This window comes from Streptomyces sp. GQFP (assembly GCF_021545335.1).
Taxonomy (GTDB): Bacteria; Actinomycetota; Actinomycetes; order Streptomycetales; family Streptomycetaceae; genus Streptomyces.
The window spans coordinates 668,036-687,478 of sequence record NZ_CP089312.1; the positions used below are offsets into that span (position 1 = coordinate 668,036).

Below are 19,443 nucleotides of genomic sequence, written 5' to 3' on the forward strand. Positions count from 1 at the left end.
CGTCCACGACACGGCCGTGGTTCCGCTGAGGCCCGGCTCGGGCCTCAACGCGGGCCTCTCCCCGGCCGAGGCTCTGCCCGGTGGCTCGGCCCGCCAGGGGACGGGGGTGCGCTCGACGCGTCGCAGTCGTCCGTCACGCCGGCTGTGCAGCCTGCGACTCCTCCAGGAGCCAGGGCAGGGCGGCTCGGTCGCTTGCGCCGAGGCGGGTGTAGGCGCTGTAGAGGTGGTTTCCCACTGTGCGGATGGACAGGGTCAGGCGGTCTGCGATCTCGCGGTTGCTCAGGCCTGCTGCCGCCAGGGTGACGATCTGGCGTTGGCGGGTGGTGAGTTCGCCCAGGGTCAGCGCGGAGAGGGCCGGGGTGCGGGCGCCCTGGCAGCGGCGGGCCAGGGTCATCGCCCGGGAGCGGGACATGCGGGCCGCGCGAGGGTCGCGGTGCACCGGGACGGCCTGGGCGTGTGCCTCGGCGGCGAAGAGCAACAGGCCTCGGCGCTCCAGGAGTTCGGCGGCGCGGTCCAGAGCGGGGCCGTCCTGGCGGACCAGCGCGTCCGCGTGGCGGGCCAGGGGTTCCGCCTCCTCGGCGGGTAGTTGGGCCAGTCGGTCCGCCACCAGGTGCGGGGCGCCCAGGCGTACGGCGTCGTACAGGACGTACGCCTCCCCCTCGCCCCTGGCTTCGGGGGCCGTGGCCGACCGGAGTGCGCCCTCGGTGTCACCGTTTGCCGCGCGCAGCCAGGTGGTCGCCCGGCCGGGGGGCGCCTCGCCCGCGGTCGTGACCTCGTTCAACTGGGCTGCCGCCAGCGCCAGTTCCGTACGGCAGGACGGGTCGTCCGGCGTGCCGCGCAGGCCCTCCCTGGCCCAGGACAGGGCCTCGCGCAGTTCTCCGCGCAGTCGGGCGAAGCGGGAGCGGACGGTCGCGTAGGAGGCGGGGACCGCCTTTTCGGCCGCCAGCCAGTCTCCTACCGGGCCCGCCGGATCCTGGACGTCCGTGCGCTCGATCCGGTCGGCCAGTTCCCCTCGCTCGGCGTCCAGGGCGGACTCGCACTCCGCCGCGGGGCGGGACAGTCGCCTCGCGCGGAGTTGGCCCGCGCCCGCGCGGAGCACAGGGCCGTGCAGGGGGTGGGCCAGGCGGACCTCGGACCGGGCGTCCACCTGGATCAGGCCGTCGGCTTCCAGGCTCTCCAAGGCCTGTAGGGGCAGGGTGGCCAGGGCCAGTGGGAGTGGCTCGCTGAATGCCAGGCGTTCCAGGGTGTCCCGTTCCTCGGTGGTGGTGGTGCGGTTCAGCAGTGCGTCGCCCGCCCGTTCGCGTACCGCAGGCGTTACCGGTACCGGGCCCCGCCACATCAACTCGTCTGGGTTCAGGCTCAGTTCGCCGCTTTCGCGTATCGCGGCGACCAGGTCGCGCAGGAGGCGCAGGTCGCCCTGGCAGAGGTGGTGGAGGCGGCGTGCGGTGAGCGGCTCGACCGGGGCGCCGACCCCGGCCGCGATCAGTTGGGCGGTCTCCTCGCGGGGCAATGGTTTCAGGGGCAGGCGTGGCAGCACCTCGCCCGTCCACAGGCGGGACACCGCGCCGGGTGCCGGGGCGCCGTCCGTCGCCACCACCAGCAGCCGGGTGCGGCCGTGCACCGCCAGTTGGTGGACCAGGGCGGCCGAGGAGTCGTCCAGCAGGTGGGCGTCGTCGACCAGCAAGGTCCGTACGCCGGAAAGGAGTTGGACCGCGCGGTGCAGGGAGACCTCCTCCGGGAGGAGGTGGGCGAACGCGGCGAAGGGGATGTCCCGAGTCTCGGGCGTGCCGCTCACCTTGGCGCAGTCGGCGCCCCGGACCACCTCCGTGACGAGACGGGTCTTGCCGTGTCCGGCCGGACCCGTCACCACGACGCCGTGCCGTTCCGCCGCCAACGACCGGCGGAGCAGCTCCAGTTCGTCGTCCCGGCCGGTGAACGGCCAGGGCGGTTCCAGGGTCTTCGCGTCCCGTTCGAAAGTCATCACGTTGAACAAGAGCCGGGCTACTCAGCTTTGATACAGGCCGACTTGAGTAGCCCCCGACTCAGGCGCCCGAGCGCATGTGCACTGCAACCTGTTCCCCATGAACGCACGGTTCTGCTCACTCCCGCAGCAACCGGCCCCCACGTTCGCCCCGGGGTTGCCGGCCGAGCGGCTCAGCGCGCTCCTCTCCGGGCGCCTGATGTGGGTGAACGGCACCGTGCTCCACTACTACTTCTTCGACCGGGACAGCGACGGCTCGGTCATCCCCCTGCCGGGGACCGGGGAGACCCGGTGGGAGTCATGGGTCGGCGCCGAGGCACAGCGCGATGTCGTCCGTGACTGCTTCCGGGAGTGGCTCGACCTGGGGATCGGGCTGTCCTTCGTGGAGGTGCGCGACCGCTCGGAGGCCGAACTGCGCATCGGGTTCCAGACCGGTGACGGTTCGTACTCCACGGTCGGGCGGGACGCACTGTCGGTGGGCCTGGGGCGGCGCACGATGAATTTCGGGTGGGACCTGACCGCGCCGGGGGAACGCGCGACGGCCCTGCACGAGATCGGGCACGCCCTGGGCCTGCTGCACGAGCACCAGAACCCGTTCGCCGGCATCCACTGGGACGACGAGGCGGTGTACGACGACCTGGCGGGGCCACCGAACTTCTGGGGCCGCGACAAGACGCACTTCAACATCCTGCGCAAGCTCGACCCGGACGAGGTCAACGGCTCCGTCTGGGACCCGCTGTCGATCATGGAGTATCCGTTCTCGGCGGGGCTGATCCTGGAACCGGAGCAGTTCCGGTCCGGGGTCGTGCCTCCGGGGACGCTCTCCCCGGCCGACAAGGAGTTCGTCCTCCGCTGGTATCCGCCGACGGGCACACCCGGGTCGGCCGAACTCGTGCCGTTCCGGTCCGCTCCCCTGCGGCTCGGGGCGGGTGAGCAGGCCGACTTCGGTATCGCGCCGCCGGAGACCCGCGACTACACCGTGGGCACCTTCGGGGAGAGCGACACGGTCGTCGCGGTCTTCGAGGAGATCGACGGCGAGCCCCGTTACCTCTCCGCCGAGGACGACGGCGGCACTCCGCACAACGCCCATGTCAGGGTCCGGCTCGTCAAGGGCCGCAACTACTTCGTCCGCGTCAGGCTCTACTCCACGTGGGGATCGGGGGAGACGGCCGTCATGTGCTGGTGATGCTGGGGGCAGAGACCAGCACATGACGGCCGACGCGGACGAATCAGACCACCTTCGGGCTCCCGGGGGAGCGGTCGAGGACGTCACCTTCATGGGGGAGGGTGACGTCCTCGACCACGCCATGCCCGTATGTCCCCAGGTCCCTAGGAAGCCGCCCGCTCCCCCGCCGTCTCGGCGTCGGGGTGGGCGAGGCCAAGGTGGTCGCGGAGGGTGGCGCCCTCGTACTCCGTACGGAAGACGCCCCGTTCCTGGAGCAGCGGGACCACCGTGTCGGCGAAGCCGTCGAGGCCGCCGGGGGTGATGTGCGGGACCAGGATGAAGCCGTCGCTCGCGTCGGCCTGGACGAAGTCGTTGATGGTGGCGGCGACGGTGGCCGGGGAGCCGACGAAGTTCTGCCGGTTGCCGGTCTCGATGACGAGGTCGCGGATGGACCAGTTGTTGGCCTCGGCGCGCTCCCGCCACTCACGGGCGGTGGCCAGCGGGTCACGGTACATCCGCACCTGGGCCCGGCCCCGGGCGACGGTGTGTTCGCCGAGGTCGGGGTCGATGTCGGGGAGCGGGCCGTCCGGGTCGTACGCGGACAGGTCACGGTTCCAGACGAACTCCAGGTGCTTGATGGCCGTGGCCCCGCTGACCTGCTGCCGGCGCACCTCGTGGGCGAGTTCCTCCGCCTCGGCGTCCGTGTCGCCGAGGACGAAGCTCGCGGCGGGCAGGATCAGCAACTGGTCGGCGCGGCGGCCGTACTTGGCGAGGCGGCCCTTGACGTCCGTGTAGAACTCCTGGCCCTCCTTGAGGGTCGCGTACCGGCTGAAGATCGCGTCGGCGGTCGACGCGGCGAACTCACGCCCCTCGTCGGAGTCACCGGCCTGGAAGATCACCGGGCGGCCCTGCGGGGAGCGGGGCACATTGAACTGCCCCTCGATGTCGAAGTGTTGACCGGAGTGCACGAAGGCACCGGCCTTCACGTCCCGCAGGAAGGTGCCAGTCTGCTGGTCGGCGAGGATCTCGTCGCCCCGCCAGGAGTCGAACAGCTCCCCCGCTGTCTGCAGGAACTCCTTGGCCCGTGAGTAGCGCTCGCTCTGCGGGAGGAAGCCGCCGCGCCGGAAGTTCTCGCCGGTGAAGGCGTCCCAGGAGGTGACGACGTTCCAGGCGGCGCGGCCGTCGGAGAGGTGGTCGAGGCTGGCGAACTGGCGGGCCACCTCGTAGGGCTCGTTGAAGGTGGAGTTGATGGTGCCGGTCAGACCGAGGTGCTCGGTGACGGCGGCGAGCGCGGTGAGGACGGTGAAGGTGTCGGGCCTGCCGACGACATCCAAGTCGTAGATCTTTCCGCCCTGTTCGCGCAGCCGCAGCCCCTCGGCGAGGAACAGGAAGTCGAACTTGGCACGTTCGGCGGTCTGCGCGAAGTGGACGAAGGAGCTGAACTCGATATGGCTGCCGGCCTTCGGGTCGCTCCACACGGTGGTGTTGTTGACACCGGGGAAGTGCGCGGCCAGATGGATCTGCTTCAGCGGCTTGCTCATGATGTCAGGGGATCCTTTCCCGCTCAGACGGCGGCAGTGCCGGCGTAGCGGTTGGCGGGACGGGACAGGCCGAGCAGTCCGCGCAGGGTGTCGGCCTCGTACGCCTCCCGGAAGACGCCCCGACGCTGGAGTTCGGGGACCAGCTTCTGCGTGATCGCCGGCAGGTCGTGCCCGGCGACGGCGGGCCGCAACCGGAAACCGCTCAGCCCGGCCGACGCCAACTCCTGGAGCAGATCGGCGAGTTCTGCGGGCGTACCCGCGAAGATCCGGGCGTCGCTGGTGTATTCGTACCCAGCGAGGGTGTCGAGCCGCTCCCGACGGGCCGTAGCCGCGGCCGATGTGTCGTCGAGGAAGACGACCAAGTCACCGAAGACATGCAGGAGTTCACCGGCGCGCCCGGCCGCCGACTGCTCGCCGCGGATCTCCTCGACGATGGCACGCGCCTGGCCGGCATCGTGCGGGGTCACATATCCGACGTCAGCCGAACGGGCCACCAGCCGGTACGGGACGGTCGCGTGGGCCAGCGCGGTGACGACCGGCTGCCCCTGCGGCGGCCGAGGGGTGATCGACGGCCCCTTGACACTGAAGTGCGGCCCCTCGAAGTCGATGTAGTGCAGCTTCTCCCGGTCGACGAACCGCCCGGTGGCGGCGTCCCGGATCTCCGCGTCGTCCTCCCAGCTGTCCCACAGCCGACGTACCACCTCCACGTAGTCGGCGGCCTCGTCGAAGAGTTCGCCCACCGACTCCCAGGTACGCGGATCGTTCAGCGGGCCGAGCTCCGGTATCTGACGGCGGCCGAAGTGGGCGGCCTCGTCCTGCCGGGCGGTGATCTGGGCGCGCAGGCCCGCGCGGCCGGTGCTCACATAGTCGAGCGTGGCGATCGCCTTGGAGAGATGGAACGGCTCGGTGTGGGTCGTGACGACCGTCGGGACGATACCGATGTGCCGGGTCGACGGCGCCACCCGCGCCGCGATCAGCACCGCGTCGAGACGCCCCCGGACCTGATCGGTACGGCCGTCAGGATCGACGAGATGCGAGGACTGCAGGCCGAGGCCGTCCTCGATGGTCACGAAGTCGAGCAGTCCACGCTCGGCCTCGCCGACCAGGTCGGCCCAGTAGCGGGCGGTGAACAGCTCCCGGGGCCGGGCGACAGGCTCACGCCAGGCGGCCGGATGCCAGCCGGCACCGTCCAGAGCGACGGCAAGGTGCAGAGAAGAGGGAGAGGGAGAGGGAGAGGGTGACGAGGACACGAAAGTAACGCCTTCCTGATCGACCGTACGAAGAGACGAGACAGCGAGTCAGGAACAACAGAGCGCGCCGGCGACACGCACCAGGTCGATGTGCCGCCGCGAGTACAACCTCGGACGACAGGGGATGAGCTTCGGCACGACGTCGTCAACAAGAGGACGAGGCCGCGTGTTCCGCCACTTTGTATCGACGGGATGAAATCCGCCCGGCTTCCACCAGGCCGGCTTCAGATGGGCCGAGCGGTTTGATCGACGGCCGGCAACGCGCCCCAAAGGGGCGCGGGGAACTGCGCGACCAGCCCCCACCGGCCCGCAGCCAACAACCCACCTACCCGGCGGAACGCGAAGCGTGAGCCGCCCAGTCCAGAATCTGCACAGCCGCCCCCGCAGCCTCCAGCCCCCGGCAATCCGCATGATGCCGCCGGGCAATGGCATCAAGATCAAGGTGGCGACCGAACGCCGGGTGACCGGCGAGACGGCGGGCGTAAGCCCACAGCGCCGGATGATCGGCAACCCGATGCACAGCAGCCGCGTCCAAGTGCCACCGGTGCACCGTGTCGAGCCGCACCAGACTGACCCACAACTCCACATCCGCCGCAGTCAGTTGCTCACCCAGCAGATACGGATCCGCAGCAAGCCGCGCATCCAGCGACCCCAGCGTCCGCAGCAACGAGGCCAGCGCTTCGGCACGGTCACCCGCCGAACCGACGGAGTCCCCCGCCCGCTGCGCCGCCGCGTCGATCCCCTGCGCGCACAACCGCTCGACCGCCTCGATCTCCCCCTCCAGACCGCACGGGTACAGCGCGAACCGCCCCGCGCCGAAGTGCCGGGCGAGGTCCCGCAGGATGTCCGGGGTGTACGTGCTCACGATCCGCCCCGACCAGTCGTCGCTGAGCACCGGGACGGTCGCCGCACCGGAGTAGCGGTGCGCGCTCGCCTCGTACAGCGGGCGCAGTGCGGAGTGTTCGCCGCCGGGCGCGTCGGGCACGGCGGGCAGTTCGGTCACCGGACAGGCCGCGTCGAGGCCGAGCAGGCTGTGGGTGACGGCGATCCGGAGACAGTCGGGGTCGGCCGGGGACAGGTGGAGGCGGTAGCGGCGCGGCACGGCGTAGTGGCCGCTGCGCGCGTCCCGGCCGAGCCGGCCGCGGAAGGCCGGGGTGGGGCGGGCGGCGGTGGCGGCCAGTGGTGTGACGGTCATGAGTCTCCCCAGGATGTGGTGCGCAGACGTACGCGCGGCGGAATGCGTAGTCGGGGCCCGTCGGTCCGGCGGCGCGTTGGGCGGCCGGGGTCAGCTCAGGAGGCTGATGGCGCTGCGGAGGCGCTGGAGGTCGATGTGACGGCGGGAGGTCAGCAGTGGGGTCGGCCGGGGTGCGGAAACCACCCGACTGGCGTTCGACTCCACGCGTATCACGTTTCCCTACCTTTTCACTAGGATTCCCATGGGGAGTGTCGATCGGGTCGCGTCCCACGTCAAGGGCGTCTCGTACGTCGGACGATGCCGAGGGGTCCTCGCGGTGGGCTCGTAAAGCTCGTGAAGAGAGAAACGAAGCGCTTACGGCATCCGAGGACCAAGGAAGCAGGGGACGACATGAGATTCCTGGAGCGCGAGCGCGCGGCCCTCACCAAGTTGCTGCCCGGCCTCGACGAGGGGCTGCGGGCCGTGCCGCTGATGACGCTGGAGAGCCCGCACAGTCCGGGCATCGGGCTGTTCCGGGAGTGCGGGGGCCCGGGGCTGCTCGCACCGACGGCCCTTCAGGGGCGGGGCGCCTCCGCCCTCGAAGCGGTACGGGTGCAGCGGGCGCTGGGCAGCCGTTCACCCTCGCTGGCGGTGGCGACGACCATGCACCACTTCTCGATGGCCACGCTCGTCGGACTGAGCGAGTCCAGCGGGGGTGAGGGTCTGGAGTGGATGCTCGTCCAGGGCGTCGCGACCGACAACCGGCTGATGGCGTCCGGCTTCGCGGAGGGGCGCAGCGGCACCGGCATCCTCTCCCCCGCGATGTCCGCCACGGTGACCCCCGAGGGCGTGCGCATCACCGGAGTGAAACAGCCGTGCAGTCTGGCCCGTTCCATGGACCTGCTCACCGCGAGCGTGATGGTGCCGTGCGAGACCGGCGAGGGTGAGGAACTGGCGGTGGCGCTGGTGCCGGCGGAGACGGAGGGGCTGAGCGTCAGCGGCTTCTGGTCGAGCAGCTTCCTCGCGGGCGCCGAGAGCGACCGGGTCACGCTGGACAACGTACTCGTGCCACCGGAACTGCTGGTGCGCACCGCGTCCCCGGCCGGGGCGCGGCTCGACGACGTACAGACAGCCGGGCTCGTCTGGTTCGAGCTGCTGATGACCGGCAGCTATCTCGGCGCCGCGAGCGCCCTGGTGGAGCGGGTGCTGCGCGCCGATCGGGTACCGGAGGCCGAACGGGTGCGGCTGCTGGTGGAGGCGGAGGGCGCGATGGCCGCCGTGGAGGGCCTGGCCCGGCGGGTGGACGAGGGCTCCCCCGACGAGTCCGCGCTCGCCGACTCGCTCTACGTCCGCTACACCGTGCAGGACACGCTCGCCCGTATGGTCCCCCGCGCGGTGGAACTCCTCGGCGGGCTCCGCTTCATGACCTCGGACGAGGTCGGCTACCTCGCCGCCTGCACCAACGGCCTCGCCCTGCACCCACCGTCGCGGTCCCGGATGACGGGTCCGCTGTCCGCATACCTGGACGAGGCACCGCTGACGGTCGCCTGAACCTCTCCCACAGCACTGGCACTTCGTACGAGGGGAACTTCGCCATGCCCGAATCCCGGCCCAGTGACCGACCCGGTACCCGGCCCACCGTCCTGCTCACCGGCGGCACCGGAGTCCTCGGCAGAGCCCTGATCGACGAACTGCGGCCCCACTTCCGCATCGTCTGCCTGCGTCATCGCACCCCGGTGCACGAACCCGGAGTACGGGAGTTCCGGGCCGATCTGATGGAGCCTCAACTCGGTCTGTCCGGAGCCGAGTTCGTTCGCCTCGCCGCCGAGGTCGACCTCGTGCTGCACTCCGCCGCCGCCACCAACTGGCAGTGTGAGCCCGACCTGATCCGGCGCGCCAATCTCGACGGCACCCGTACGATGCTCGACCTCGCCGCCCTCGCCGACGCGCCCTTCTTCCACATGAGCACCGCCTTCGTCGCCAACCCGCTGGCCCCGGAGGAGCAGGAGCGTTTCCCGGGCGCCGCCGCGTATCTCGCCTCGAAGCGGGATGCCGAGCAGGCGGTACGGGAGGCGCCGGTGCCCGGGGTGATCATGCGGCCGTCGGTGGTGATGGGCGACTCGGTGACCGGCCGGATCGCCGGGATGCAGGGGCTGACGCGGGCACTGGGAGCCATCGTCAAGGGCCAGGTTCCGGTCATGCCGGGCGGGCCCGACTCGCGGATCGACATGGTGCCGCAGGATCTCGTCGCCCGTGCGGTGGGCGACCTGATGCGCGGCGGGGTCACCGGGGGCGAGTACTGGCTGACGGCCGGTTCGGAGGTGCTGCTCCAGACCGAAGTGATCGACACCTGCCTGGAGTTCGCCGAACGCTACGGGCCCCGCCCGCATCCGCCCCGGCTGATCCCGCTGGAGTCGGTGCACCGGCTGCTGCTGCCGCTGATCGAGGGACCGACCTTCCCGGAGTCGCTGCGCCGCCGCTTCCACACGTACGCCGAACTGCTGCTGGTCTTCCAGCGCGCGCTGCCCTTCGAGTCGTCCCTCGGTACGCCGCACTGCGGCCGTGCGGTGTCCAAGGAGGAGCTGCGCGAGGCCCTGGTGCGCAATCTGGTCGCCTGGGCCGCCCGCCCCGGCGGAATGCGCGGCCGGCAACTCATCCAGTCGGCGAACACCTCCGCTCAAGAGGCGGTACAGGCAAGGGAGTTGGCGTCATGACCACCGTTCCGATCGACTCCCCGCTCCGGCCGGACACCGACACGATGGCCGACAACCGCGCCCACATCACCCGGCTCTACCGCGAGCGTCTCTCCTCCGGCCGTGCCGTCATGGGCACGGTGCTCGGCGGCATGCTGGAGACGGCGTCCGACGGGGCGTGGATCTTCACCGACGACGGCCGCCGCTACCTCGACTTCGGCGGGTACGGGGTCTTCATCCTGGGCCACCGGCACCCCGCCGTCACGGCGGCCGTGCACTGCCAGGTGGACGCCCATCCCCTGGCCTCCCGGGTCTTCCTGGAGCCGGTCGCGGCCCGCGCCGCCGAGGCGCTCACCGCGCACACCCCGGCCGGCCTCGACCGCGTCCACTTCGTCAACTCCGGTGCGGAGGCGACCGAGGCGGGCCTGAAGCTGGCGCGTGTCCATGGACACACCGTGCTGGTCAGCACGTCCGGCGGCTACCACGGCAAGACCCTGGGCGCGCTCTCCGCCACCGCCAACGCCAAGTACCAGGAGCCGTTCCGCCCGCTGCTCCCGGACACGGAGGTCGTCCCGTACGGCGACCCGGGCGCTCTGGCGGCCGTACTCGGCGTGCTCGGCGAACGGGCCTGTGTGATCGTCGAGCCGGTGCAGGGCGAGGGCGGGGTACGGATTCCGCCGCCGGGATATCTGGCGGAGGTGAGCCGGCTGTGCCGGGCGTACGGCGCCTTCCTGATCGTCGACGAGATCCAGACGGGGCTGGGACGGCTGGGCTCGTGGTGGGGGCTGGACGGGGAGGGGCAGGAGGGCGTCGAGGGCGCCGGGGAGGTCGTGCCGGACGTCCTGCTCGTCGGGAAAGGGCTGAGCGGCGGCGTGGTGCCCGTGGCGGCGATGGTCGCGACGGAAGCGGCGTACGGGCCGTTCTCCCGCGACCCCTACCTCCACACCTCCACCTTCGCCGCGTCGCCGATCGCCTGTGCGGCGGCGCGCGCCGCGGTCGAGGCGCTGGACAGGGAGGACGTCGTCGCCCGCGCCCGCGGGCTCGGCGAGCGTCTGCTCGGGGGCGTACAGGCGGTCTGCGCGCCGTACTTCGGCGGGCTGGTCCAAGAGGTGCGCGGGCGGGGGCTGTTGATCGGCCTGGAGTTCACCAAGGAGCGGGCCGTCGGCGAGCTGATCCTCGAACTGGTCGGCCGGGGCATCCTCGTGAACCACTCCCTCAACGCCTCCCGAGTGCTGCGCCTGACCCCGCCCGCGATCGTCGGCGACGAAGAGGTGCGGCTCTTCCTGACGAGCCTGGCGGAGTCGCTGCACGACGTGGCGCGGCGGATGGGCTAGGCCGTGTCCGCGAAGTCCCGTCGTCCGCCCGGAGGGCGGGCCCGGCGGAGTCCCTCGTACTGGTTGTACGTGGGGCTTCGCCCGGTGCGGCGAGTGGGGGTCCCCCTCTGGGGGAGCAGCGTGCCAGGCGTCGCCGGGCAGGCGGGACTCTGCGGACACGACCTGCGGCCTGTCCGGCGGATCAGATCGCAGTGAATCAATCGCAGTGAATCAACGGCGCCGCATCATCGCCGGTGAGCGGGGGCGATGGGGGTCCCCCCTCTGGGGGAGGGCGTGCCAGACCCCGTGTCTGCGGCATGCTCCGCCGGACAGGCCCCAAGGCCGGCGCGTCAGTGGGGCGGGCGGCGGCGGTCGAAGAGGAGGGCGGCGGCGCCGAGCGCCAGCAGGCCCCTCGACGGCGTCCAGGGCCGCTGCCCGCCCATGCCTGCTGGAGTGTGGGGTTCGTGGAGCTGGAGGGCGAACTGCCGGCCCGCCGCGTCGGAGAGGAGGCTGCGCAGTTGCTCGGGCGCGGACACGGCGAAGGACAGGAAGTCCATCGTGTTGCGGGCCGCCTGGTCGAGGGAGAAGTACTCGCGCAGCAGGGCCATGACGATCCCCCGTGCCTCCGCCCGGAAGACCTCCGCGAGGGCGATGTCCGGTGCGAGGCAGCGCACCGAACCCTCCAGGTTGGCGAAGGACTTGCCCAGCAGGGAGATGGCGGGCGCCGAGCCGATGCCCCGCTTGGTCGCCTTCTCCAGCACGGTCGTCAGGGACACCCCGAAGTTGATGTCCTCCAGGGAGGCGGTGGCGACCTTGGGCACGAGCGCGGCCATGTCGGCGGCGAACGCGGGCAGGTTGGACCACGGGGTGACGCGCCCCATGTCCGCCCAGGCCCAGGCGAGTCCGTGGCCGTCGTTCTGGGCCAACGCCATGAGGAGGGGCAGGAGTTGCAGGCTCGTCCGCCGGTCGAGGCGGCCGATCATGCCCCAGTCGATGAGCGTGGCCGGGCCGCCGGGCAGCGCGAAGACGTTGCCCGCGTGCGGGTCGGCGTGGAACATGCGGTCGACGAAGTAGCCGCGGTACATGAAGCGCAGCAGGTCCTTGCCGATGTCCGTGCGCTCACGGTCGCTGAACTCGCCGCGGTCCAGGTGCCGTACGGAGGAACCGGGCGCGAGGGACTGGACCAGCACCTTGGGGGTGGCGTGGATGACCCGGGGCACGGCGAGGGTCGGATAGCGGCGGATGTGTTCGCGGGCCTCGTCCATGTTGCGGGCCTCGCCGGTGAAGTCGAGTTCCGGTTCCATGGCGTCGAAGATCGAGCCGAGCATCGCCTCCATGTCGATGACCTCGTTGAAGCGGGGCGCGGTGCGGGCGACGATCCTGGACGCCCTGCGCATCAGGGCCATGTCCGCGCGGACCGCGTCCCGGATACCGGGCCGCTGCACCTTCACCACCGCCGGGCGACCGCCAGGCAGGGTGACCCGGTACACCTGGGCGAGGGAGGCCGCGCCGAGCGGTCGTACGGTGTCGATGTCGTCGAAACGGCGCTTCCAGTCCGGTCCGAGCTGGTCCCGCAGGACGGGTTCGAAGACGGCGAAGGGCTGGACGTCGACCTGGTCGTGCAGGTTCTGCAGCTCGGCGATCATCGAGGCTGGCACCATGTCGGGGCGCGTGGAGAGGATCTGCCCGAGCTTCACGTAGAAGGGGCCGAGGCTTTCGAGGGCGTGCCGTACGGCTCTGGCGCGCCGAGTGCCGTCGCCGCTCTCCCCGTCGTCCTCGGTGGCCTCTCCGTCGGTTCCGCGCCGGGTGCGGCGCCGGTCCCGGGCCAGTCGGCCGGCCTCTTCGGCCGCGAGTCCTCCCAGTACCTTCACCACCAGCCGGAGCCGGTTGCCGAGCAGGGCACTGCCCATGTGTCACGACCTTCTGTGTGTGCTGCGTTTCCTGAGACCGGCGGGGCGGGTCCGGCCCCGCCCCGCCGTCACGCGCCCTGCGTCAGCCGCTCTTGCGTGCCGCCGGTGTCCGGCCGCCACCGCCCGTCACCGCTCCGGCGACTCCCTGCACGCTCTCCAGTACGCCGACCAGGTTGGCGACCAGTTCGGAGAGCTGGGCGATCTGCCGTGGCAGTGCCGCCAGCCCCTCCGCCATGTCCGCCGCTCCCGACACGGCCGACGCGGCCCCGCCCGCCACCTGTCCGAGCGCGGCCAGCGGATTCGCTCCCCCGCCGCCGAGCGCGGCCAGTGGGTTGGCCGCGCCCGCCATGCCGCCCAGTGCGGCGAGGGGATTCGCTCCCCCGGCCGCGAGTGCGGCGAGGGGGTTCGGAGCCGCGCCGGTGAGGGCGGCCAAGGGGTTGGGTGCCCCGCTCGTCAGTGCGGCGAGCGGGTTGGCGGCGCCGACTCCGGCGGCGGCGTTGGCCGCGTTCGCCAGGGCCGCGACCGGGTTGGCCACTCCGCCGAGTGCCGAGAGCGCGCTGACGGTGCGCAGCACATCCCCGGGCAATGCGTTCAGCGCCTGGTAAGGATTCGCCGCGGTGAGCCAGTCCACGGCATGGGAGTCGTCGCTCCTTCGGTCGAGAATGTCATCGAAGGCCTTCTTCGTACTGTCGGCGATATCGCCGATGAAGTCCTTGATCGTATCCTGAGTATTGTTCCTGCCCACTGAAACTGCCTTCCCTGTCGACTCAACTCCCGTAATCCGGAAGTCGTTCACAAGAGGCCGGACATGAACCGAGAATGAATTCGGCCGTCCGTTACCTGGGATGTGCGGCGACCCCGTCCAGCGTCTGGGCACACACGAGCCTCAGCCGTGCCCGTCCCCGCGTGAACGCACCCTCGGCCGCCTTCAGCGAGATCTGGTGCATACGGGCGAACTCCATCGTGGAGATACCGTCGGCGCGGGCCAGCATGACCTGGCGCTCACGGCCCCGCAGCTGCTGGACCTGGCGCAGCAGCCAGCGTCCGAAGTCCTCGTCGCACACGTCCTCGTCCGGCAGCTCGGGCCTGCTGACGTGCGCGGTACGGCCCGCCAGCCGCCGTCTGCGCTCCAGTTCACGGTAGTGGTCGACGCACAGCCGCAGCGCGACCGAGGTCAGAAAGGGTCCGATCCGCTCCGGGTCCAGATTGTCGTGGGCCGCCGCCCGCAGCATTACCTCCTGGACGCAGTCCTCCGCGTCCTGGGCGGTCGGGAGCCGCCGGCGGACCAGCCGCATCAGCCGTTCCCGATGGCCGACGATCTCTTCCCAGATCACTAACTCATCCGCGCGGTCTTCCGAATTCATGCAGTACACGGCCCCGAAATGTTCCTGTTTCCCGACTCGACGGGAAAGGACTGTCCGGGTCAACTCACGGACAAACCGAGCCGATTGCGCACCACTCGTCCGAATGGAAAAGGAACGAACCATCCCCGGCGCACGACGCGTCGTGCTATAAAAATCCTCACTGCTGCCGGGTCGATCAATTCGCGCAGAAACGTCACATCAACCCTGGAGTGAATCAATCACCCTGTGCAGCATACCCATATCAGCCACTGAGGAACTTTATTCGCCAATACCGGCCGACCTGCTTTTACCCCCGGCGGCCTGTTTGATGGCCTCGCGGATCCGGCAGTACGTGCCGCAGCGGCAGACGTTCTCGATCCCGTCGATGTCCGCGTCCGTCGGTTCCGACGTCCGCTGGAGGAGTGCCGCCGCGGCCATGATCTGCCCCGGCTGGCAGAAGCCGCACTGCGCCACGTCCTGGTCGAGCCAGGCCTGTTGGACGGGGTGCAGGGTGTCGCCGTCGGCCAGTCCCTCGATGGTGGTGACCCTACGGTCGGCGCAGTCTGCGACGGGCACGACACAGGGCTGGATCTCCGCGCCGTCGAGGTGGCTGGTGCAGGCGCGGCAGACCCCCACCCCGCAGCCGTACTTGGGGCCGGTCACATGCAGCAGGTCGCGCAGCACCCACAGCAGCGGCATGTCGGCCGGGGCCTCGACGGTGACCGGCTTGCCGTTGAGGACGAAGGTGTAGCGGGGCATCAGTACCTCTCGGGGGCGGAGTAGGAGCCGGAGTCGACGGTCGGTCAGAAGGTTCGGTCAGAAGTTGAGGGGGAAGCGGCGGGGCTTGGTGCCCGTGGCGCGGGCGTACGCGTTGGCGACCGCGCCCGCCGCGGCCGGCACGCCGAGTTCTCCGGCTCCGCCGGGCTCGCCCTTGGACGGCATGATGTGCGCCTCGAAGTGCAGAGGGGCGTGCCGTTGGCGGGCGTAGTGGAAGTCGGCGAAGCTGCCCTCGCGGACGGCGCCCCGGTCGATGTGGAGGCCGGCCCGCAGGATCGTGGAGATGCCGTCGATCGTGGTGCCCATGAGCTGGGCCTCAAGTCCGCGTGGGTTCACGGCCGTTCCGACGTCAGCCGCCATCACCGCCCTGGTGACGCGGGGGTTCCTCGGATCGGTGGCGTCGATCTCGATCAGACAGGCCACGCAGGAGCCGTACTCCTCGTGGACGGCCATGCCCTGTCCGTGTCCGGCCGGCAGGGCGCGTCCCCAACTCCCGGCGGAGGCCGCCTTGTCGAGCACGGTGCGTACGGTCTTGCTGCGGAGTGTGGTGCGCCGGAAGGCGACCGGGTCCTTGCCGAGGCCGCGGGCGATCTCGTCGACCATGATCTCCTCGACGGTCCGGGTCGTCCCGGAGTCCACCGAGCGCCAGGCGCCGAGGGGTATCGCCTCCAGTTCCACGCCGCCCGAATCCCCGGACAACTGACCGAAGTTGTACAGCCCGCTGTCGCTGGGCAGCGGGCCCGCCTCCCGGACGCGTCCCGCCCGCGCGGCCAGGGACCTCCCACCGCCCTGCGCGGCGAGGCCCTCGCCCTCCCACGACTCGCTCACCGAGGCCGTGGAGTGGACGAAGGACACCACCCGGCCGCCCGCGTGGCTGGCTCGGATCCGGTGGTGGGTGGCCGCGCGCATCTGGCCGTGCCGCAGGTCGTCGCTACGGCTCCACATCAACTTGACCGGCCGGCGGGCCGCCTTGGAGACGAGGGCGGCTTCCAGTGCGAAGTCGAAGTTCAGCCGCCGTCCGAACGAGCCGCCGCCCCGCATGACATGGACCTTGACCTTCGACGGCGGGAGTCCGACCGCCGCCGCGATGCTGTCGCGGGCGTCCATCGGCGTCTGGGTGGAGAACCACAGTTCGGCGCGGTCCGCGCGGACGTCGGCCACCGTGGTCAGCACCTCCATCGGGGCATGGCTGACGAATGCGAACTCGAACTCGCCGGTCACCTGCGTCGATCCGCTCGGCGCGGTGCCCAGTGGTGGGACGGCGGCGCGCAGCCGGGATCTGATCGCCGTGTCGGAGAGCGCGGCCAGCGGGCCCGGGGCCCAGGTGATGCGCAGGGCGTCGCGGGCCTTGAAGGCGTGGTGGAACGTGTCGGCGACCACGGCGACCCCGCCCGCGACGCGGACGACCGCGCGGACGCCGGGCATGGCTCGGGCCGCCCGGTCGTCGAGCGTGCGGATCTTCCCGCCGAGCGTCGGCGGCCGGGCCACCACGGTCGGCTTCGCGCCGGGCACCCGCACGTCACCGGCGTACTGCGCCTCGCCGGTGACGAGGTCCCGGGCGTCGATCCGGGTCGTCGGCTTGCCGATCACCTTGTGCCGGGAGGCCGGTTTGGGCTTGCTGGACACGGCCGGGCGGGTGACCTGCGCGGCGATCGCGGTCAGCGAGCCGTAGGTGGCCGTACGCCCGTCCGGTGCGACCACCATCGTGTTACGGGTGCGCAGTGTTCGTGCGGGGAGTCGCCAGCGCCGGGCGGCGGCGGTCACCAGCCGGGCCCGCGCGGTGGCGGCGAGCGCCCGTGCGGGACCGTACAGCGAGCTGACCGAGTTCGAACCGCCGGTGTACTGGCTGCCCTTGGTGCGGGCGTCGGCGAGCGGGATGTCGACGTCGGCGAGGCGGGCGTCCAGTTCCTCGGCGATCATCATGGCGACGGCGGTGGTGACGCCCTGGCCGACCTCGACGCGCGGCAGCCGGACGACGACCCGGTTCGCCGCGGTGACCTCCAGGACCAGCATCTCGTCGTCGTCACCGGTCACCACGACACCTGCCCGCGCGCTCGCGTCCGCCGTGGAGCGCTCGGCGCCTTCGGCCGAGGACGTGTCGCAGCCGATCGGCGCGGCCACGGTCAGGGTGGTGGCGGCCAGCGAGTAGACCATGAACCTCCGACGGGACCACTGCCGTTCCATCGCCACCCCTGTCGATACCTGTCGCTCACCGTCGGTCTCCGACGGGTCGTCGCCGCGCCCGCTGTCGGTGCGTCTCCTGTGTATGAGGGGTCGGGCGGCTTTCTGGTTGCGTGCCCCGTGCCGTCCGGTCCGCGGCGGTTCCCCCCGGACGGCTGGAAGCCTCCCCCCAGGTGGCTGGAGTGTCCCGGAACGGCGTTCTACCGGGGCTTTCGCCGTTCTAAGGTCGGGAGACGACTTCGACGGCAAGGCGGAACGTACGTGATCCGGGTAGTGGTGGTGGACGACGAGGCCCTGGTGCGGTCCGGCTTCAAACTGATCCTGAGCGCGGCCGACGACATCGAGGTCGTCGCGACCACGGCGGGCGCCGGCGCGCTCGACACCGTACGGCGGGAGCGCCCCGATGTCGTCCTGCTGGACATCCGGATGCCGGACGTCGACGGCCTGACCGTCCTGCGGGAGGTACGGGAGCTGCCGGAGCCCCCGGTGGTGGCGATGCTGACGACGTTCGACGCCGACGAGTACATCCTGACCGCCCTGCGTTCCGGCGCCGCCGGCTTCCTGCTGAAGGACACCGAGCCGGACCAACTCGCCCAGCTGGTACGGAGCTTGGCGGCGGGCGGGGTCGTCATGTCACCGAAGGCATCCCGTGCCGTCTGGCAGAGTCACCCCGGCGCCGCCGTCCGCGCCGAGGATCCCGAGGCCGCCCGGGTGGGCCGACTCAGTGAGCGTGAGCGCGAGGTTCTGGTGCTGGTCGCGGAGGGGCTGTCCAACGCGGACATCGGCACGCGTATTCACCTCAGCGCGGGCACGGTCAAGGACCATGTGAGCGCGATCCTCACCAAGTTGAGGGTGAGCAGCCGGGTGCAGGCGGCGCTGCTCGCCCAGCGGGCCGGGCTGCTGGACGGGCCGTTCGGCGAGGGGTACCAGTGAGCGCGGCCGACGCCCGCCCTGTCTGGTGGGCGCGGGTCCCGGACCGGGGTGTCGACGCCGTTGTGGTCGCCGTCGCGGCCGTGGACGCGTTGATCAGTCTGTTCGGTGAGTCGCCCGCCTCGATCGCGGCCTCCGTGCTGGCCTGCGGGGCGCTGGTGTTCCGTCGGCGGTTCCCGCTGGCGGTCTTCCTGCTGACCCTGCCCGCGAGCCTGATGCTGGACATCGTGTTCGCCCCGTTCGCCGCGCTGTTCACGCTCGCCGAACAGTCCCGGGACCGCCGTCTGCTCGCCTTCTGCGCCCTGCTGTTCGCGATGGCGTCGGCCGCGCCATGGCCGCTGGACGACCTGCCCTCGCACGACCGTGCCTGGACCGTCGTCTCCTTCTTCTACACCCTGGCCTCCGCCGCCGCCCCCGTCCTCCTGGGCCAACTCCTCCAGGCCCGGCGGGACTTGTCGGGGCGGCTCGTCGAGATCGAGGAGGCGCGGGAGCACGAACGGCTGCTGCACTCCCAGGCCGTGCTGGCCCGGGAACGCGCCCAGCTCGCCCGGGAGATGCACGACGTCGTCTCCCACCAGGTCAGCCTGATCGCCGTACAGGCCGGGGCGCTCCAAGTCGCCGCGAAGGAACCGGAGTTCAGGGAGGGCGCCCGGACGATCCGTGCCCTGAGCGTCGACACCCTGGACGAACTCCGCCATATGGTCACCCTGTTGCGGGCCTCGGGCGGCAAGGCCACCGAGCTGACCCCGCAGCCCACCCTGGCCGACCTCCACCGGCTTGTCACGACGAGCGGTATCGAGACCGAGCTGACCGGTGAACTCCCCCCGGACATCGGCACCCCGGCCCAGCGCGCCGTCTACCGGACCGTGCAGGAGGCTCTCACCAACGTGCGTAAACACGCTCCGGGGGCCCGTGCGACGGTCCAGCTGTGGCGTGCCCCGGACGGCGCCGGATTCGGCGTGACCGTCACCAACACGCCCCCGACCCGCCCGTCCCTCCCCCTGCCCGGCTCCCACCAGGGCCTCGTCGGCCTCCGGGAACGCGCCGAGCTCCTGCACGGCACCTTCCGGTCGGGGCCCACTCCCGAGGGCGGCTACCAGGTCAGGCTCAGGATCCCGGCCGGCTCGGCGCCGTAGAGCCGATCAGGGCGGTGTCGGTGCCGACGGGGCCGAAGGTGTTCGCGCC

16 protein-coding genes are annotated in these 19,443 nt (G+C 71.3%); 6 read left to right on the top strand and 10 right to left on the bottom strand.

Going from position 1 to position 19,443, the window contains the following annotated elements:
• Nucleotides 1-133: 133 nt before the first annotated feature.
• Complete coding sequence (locus LUX31_RS03090) at nucleotides 134-1,981, bottom strand: LuxR family transcriptional regulator AbsR2 (protein WP_235472971.1); 1,848 nt, start codon at nucleotides 1,979-1,981, stop codon at nucleotides 134-136.
• 100 nt (nucleotides 1,982-2,081) lie between these two features.
• On the opposite strand from LUX31_RS03090, the gene absR1 reads away from it, so the two are divergent.
• Complete coding sequence (absR1, locus tag LUX31_RS03095) at nucleotides 2,082-3,167, top strand: beta-glucuronidase AbsR1 (RefSeq protein WP_235472972.1); 1,086 nt, start codon at nucleotides 2,082-2,084, stop codon at nucleotides 3,165-3,167.
• 143 nt (nucleotides 3,168-3,310) lie between these two features.
• Here the strand turns inward: absR1 and LUX31_RS03100 are convergent, their stop codons facing one another.
• The 4 genes from LUX31_RS03100 to LUX31_RS03110 are packed head-to-tail and all read right to left on the bottom strand — an operon-like array spanning nucleotide 3,311 to nucleotide 7,132.
• Nucleotides 3,311-4,687 carry an NtaA/DmoA family FMN-dependent monooxygenase gene (locus LUX31_RS03100; protein ID WP_235472973.1) on the bottom strand — a complete coding sequence of 459 codons (1,377 nt, stop codon included), beginning with the start codon at nucleotides 4,685-4,687 and terminating at the stop codon, nucleotides 3,311-3,313.
• Nucleotides 4,688-4,710: 23 nt separating this feature from the next.
• Nucleotides 4,711-5,937, bottom strand: coding sequence for an LLM class flavin-dependent oxidoreductase (locus LUX31_RS03105; RefSeq protein ID WP_235472974.1), 1,227 nt, complete (start codon nucleotides 5,935-5,937; stop codon nucleotides 4,711-4,713).
• A 48-nt stretch (nucleotides 5,938-5,985) separates the two neighbouring features.
• Nucleotides 5,986-6,369 carry a putative leader peptide gene (locus tag LUX31_RS37785; protein WP_443045923.1) on the bottom strand — a complete coding sequence of 128 codons (384 nt, stop codon included), beginning with the start codon at nucleotides 6,367-6,369 and terminating at the stop codon, nucleotides 5,986-5,988.
• On the bottom strand, nucleotides 6,263-7,132 hold the full coding sequence (locus LUX31_RS03110) for a glutathione S-transferase C-terminal domain-containing protein (RefSeq protein WP_235472975.1): 870 nt from the start codon (nucleotides 7,130-7,132) through the stop codon (nucleotides 6,263-6,265). The genes LUX31_RS37785 and LUX31_RS03110 overlap by 107 nt, the downstream gene beginning before the upstream one ends.
• A 390-nt stretch (nucleotides 7,133-7,522) precedes the next feature.
• Between LUX31_RS03110 and LUX31_RS03115 the strand changes: the two genes are divergently transcribed.
• Genes LUX31_RS03115 through LUX31_RS03125 form a run of 3 tightly spaced genes read left to right on the top strand, consistent with a single transcriptional unit; the run spans nucleotide 7,523 to nucleotide 11,138 of the window.
• A complete protein-coding gene (locus tag LUX31_RS03115; RefSeq protein ID WP_235472976.1) occupies nucleotides 7,523-8,662 on the top strand; it encodes an acyl-CoA dehydrogenase family protein in 1,140 nt (379 codons plus the stop codon).
• A 44-nt stretch (nucleotides 8,663-8,706) separates the two neighbouring features.
• Nucleotides 8,707-9,825: an SDR family oxidoreductase gene (locus LUX31_RS03120; protein ID WP_235472977.1), complete on the top strand. Its 1,119-nt coding sequence runs from the start codon at nucleotides 8,707-8,709 to the stop codon at nucleotides 9,823-9,825.
• Nucleotides 9,822-11,138 carry an aspartate aminotransferase family protein gene (locus LUX31_RS03125; RefSeq protein ID WP_443045924.1) on the top strand — a complete coding sequence of 439 codons (1,317 nt, stop codon included), beginning with the start codon at nucleotides 9,822-9,824 and terminating at the stop codon, nucleotides 11,136-11,138. The genes LUX31_RS03120 and LUX31_RS03125 overlap by 4 nt, the downstream gene beginning before the upstream one ends.
• A gap of 329 nt (nucleotides 11,139-11,467) precedes the next feature.
• Here the strand turns inward: LUX31_RS03125 and LUX31_RS03130 are convergent, their stop codons facing one another.
• From LUX31_RS03130 to LUX31_RS03150, 5 genes are all read right to left on the bottom strand, one after another.
• On the bottom strand, nucleotides 11,468-13,027 hold the full coding sequence (locus tag LUX31_RS03130) for an ABC1 kinase family protein (RefSeq protein ID WP_235472978.1): 1,560 nt from the start codon (nucleotides 13,025-13,027) through the stop codon (nucleotides 11,468-11,470).
• Between the two features lie 82 nt (nucleotides 13,028-13,109).
• Nucleotides 13,110-13,772, bottom strand: a complete 663-nt coding sequence (locus LUX31_RS03135) for a hypothetical protein (protein WP_235472979.1) — start codon at nucleotides 13,770-13,772, stop codon at nucleotides 13,110-13,112.
• 91 nt (nucleotides 13,773-13,863) lie between these two features.
• Nucleotides 13,864-14,361 carry an RNA polymerase sigma factor gene (locus LUX31_RS03140; RefSeq protein WP_235472980.1) on the bottom strand — a complete coding sequence of 166 codons (498 nt, stop codon included), beginning with the start codon at nucleotides 14,359-14,361 and terminating at the stop codon, nucleotides 13,864-13,866.
• A gap of 288 nt (nucleotides 14,362-14,649) precedes the next feature.
• A complete protein-coding gene (locus LUX31_RS03145; RefSeq protein ID WP_235472981.1) occupies nucleotides 14,650-15,129 on the bottom strand; it encodes a (2Fe-2S)-binding protein in 480 nt (159 codons plus the stop codon).
• Between the two features lie 57 nt (nucleotides 15,130-15,186).
• Nucleotides 15,187-17,301: a xanthine dehydrogenase family protein molybdopterin-binding subunit gene (locus LUX31_RS03150; RefSeq protein ID WP_235479782.1), complete on the bottom strand. Its 2,115-nt coding sequence runs from the start codon at nucleotides 17,299-17,301 to the stop codon at nucleotides 15,187-15,189.
• A gap of 288 nt (nucleotides 17,302-17,589) precedes the next feature.
• Here LUX31_RS03150 and LUX31_RS03155 point away from each other — a divergent pair, with 288 nt between their 5' ends.
• On the top strand, nucleotides 17,590-18,261 hold the full coding sequence (locus LUX31_RS03155) for a response regulator (RefSeq protein WP_235472982.1): 672 nt from the start codon (nucleotides 17,590-17,592) through the stop codon (nucleotides 18,259-18,261).
• The gene (locus LUX31_RS03160; RefSeq protein WP_235472983.1) at nucleotides 18,258-19,394 is read left to right on the top strand and encodes a sensor histidine kinase; all 1,137 of its coding nucleotides are present in this window, start codon (nucleotides 18,258-18,260) and stop codon (nucleotides 19,392-19,394) included. The genes LUX31_RS03155 and LUX31_RS03160 overlap by 4 nt, the downstream gene beginning before the upstream one ends.
• The last annotated feature ends 49 nt before the right edge of the window (nucleotides 19,395-19,443 follow it).

Excerpts from the sequence above, each read along its gene's own strand:
- LUX31_RS03090 (WP_235472971.1), bottom strand. The coding sequence starts at position 1,981 with ATGACTTTCGAACGGGACGCGAAGACCCTGGAACCGCCCTGGCCGTTC.
- absR1 (WP_235472972.1), top strand. The coding sequence starts at position 2,082 with ATGAACGCACGGTTCTGCTCACTCCCGCAGCAACCGGCCCCCACGTTC.
- LUX31_RS03100 (WP_235472973.1), bottom strand. The coding sequence starts at position 4,687 with ATGAGCAAGCCGCTGAAGCAGATCCATCTGGCCGCGCACTTCCCCGGT.
- LUX31_RS37785 (WP_443045923.1), bottom strand. The coding sequence starts at position 6,369 with ATGCCATTGCCCGGCGGCATCATGCGGATTGCCGGGGGCTGGAGGCTG.
- LUX31_RS03110 (WP_235472975.1), bottom strand. The coding sequence starts at position 7,132 with ATGACCGTCACACCACTGGCCGCCACCGCCGCCCGCCCCACCCCGGCC.
- LUX31_RS03115 (WP_235472976.1), top strand. The coding sequence starts at position 7,523 with ATGAGATTCCTGGAGCGCGAGCGCGCGGCCCTCACCAAGTTGCTGCCC.
- LUX31_RS03120 (WP_235472977.1), top strand. The coding sequence starts at position 8,707 with ATGCCCGAATCCCGGCCCAGTGACCGACCCGGTACCCGGCCCACCGTC.
- LUX31_RS03125 (WP_443045924.1), top strand. The coding sequence starts at position 9,822 with ATGACCACCGTTCCGATCGACTCCCCGCTCCGGCCGGACACCGACACG.
- LUX31_RS03130 (WP_235472978.1), bottom strand. The coding sequence starts at position 13,027 with ATGGGCAGTGCCCTGCTCGGCAACCGGCTCCGGCTGGTGGTGAAGGTA.
- LUX31_RS03145 (WP_235472981.1), bottom strand. The coding sequence starts at position 15,129 with ATGCCCCGCTACACCTTCGTCCTCAACGGCAAGCCGGTCACCGTCGAG.
- LUX31_RS03150 (WP_235479782.1), bottom strand. The coding sequence starts at position 17,301 with ATGGTCTACTCGCTGGCCGCCACCACCCTGACCGTGGCCGCGCCGATC.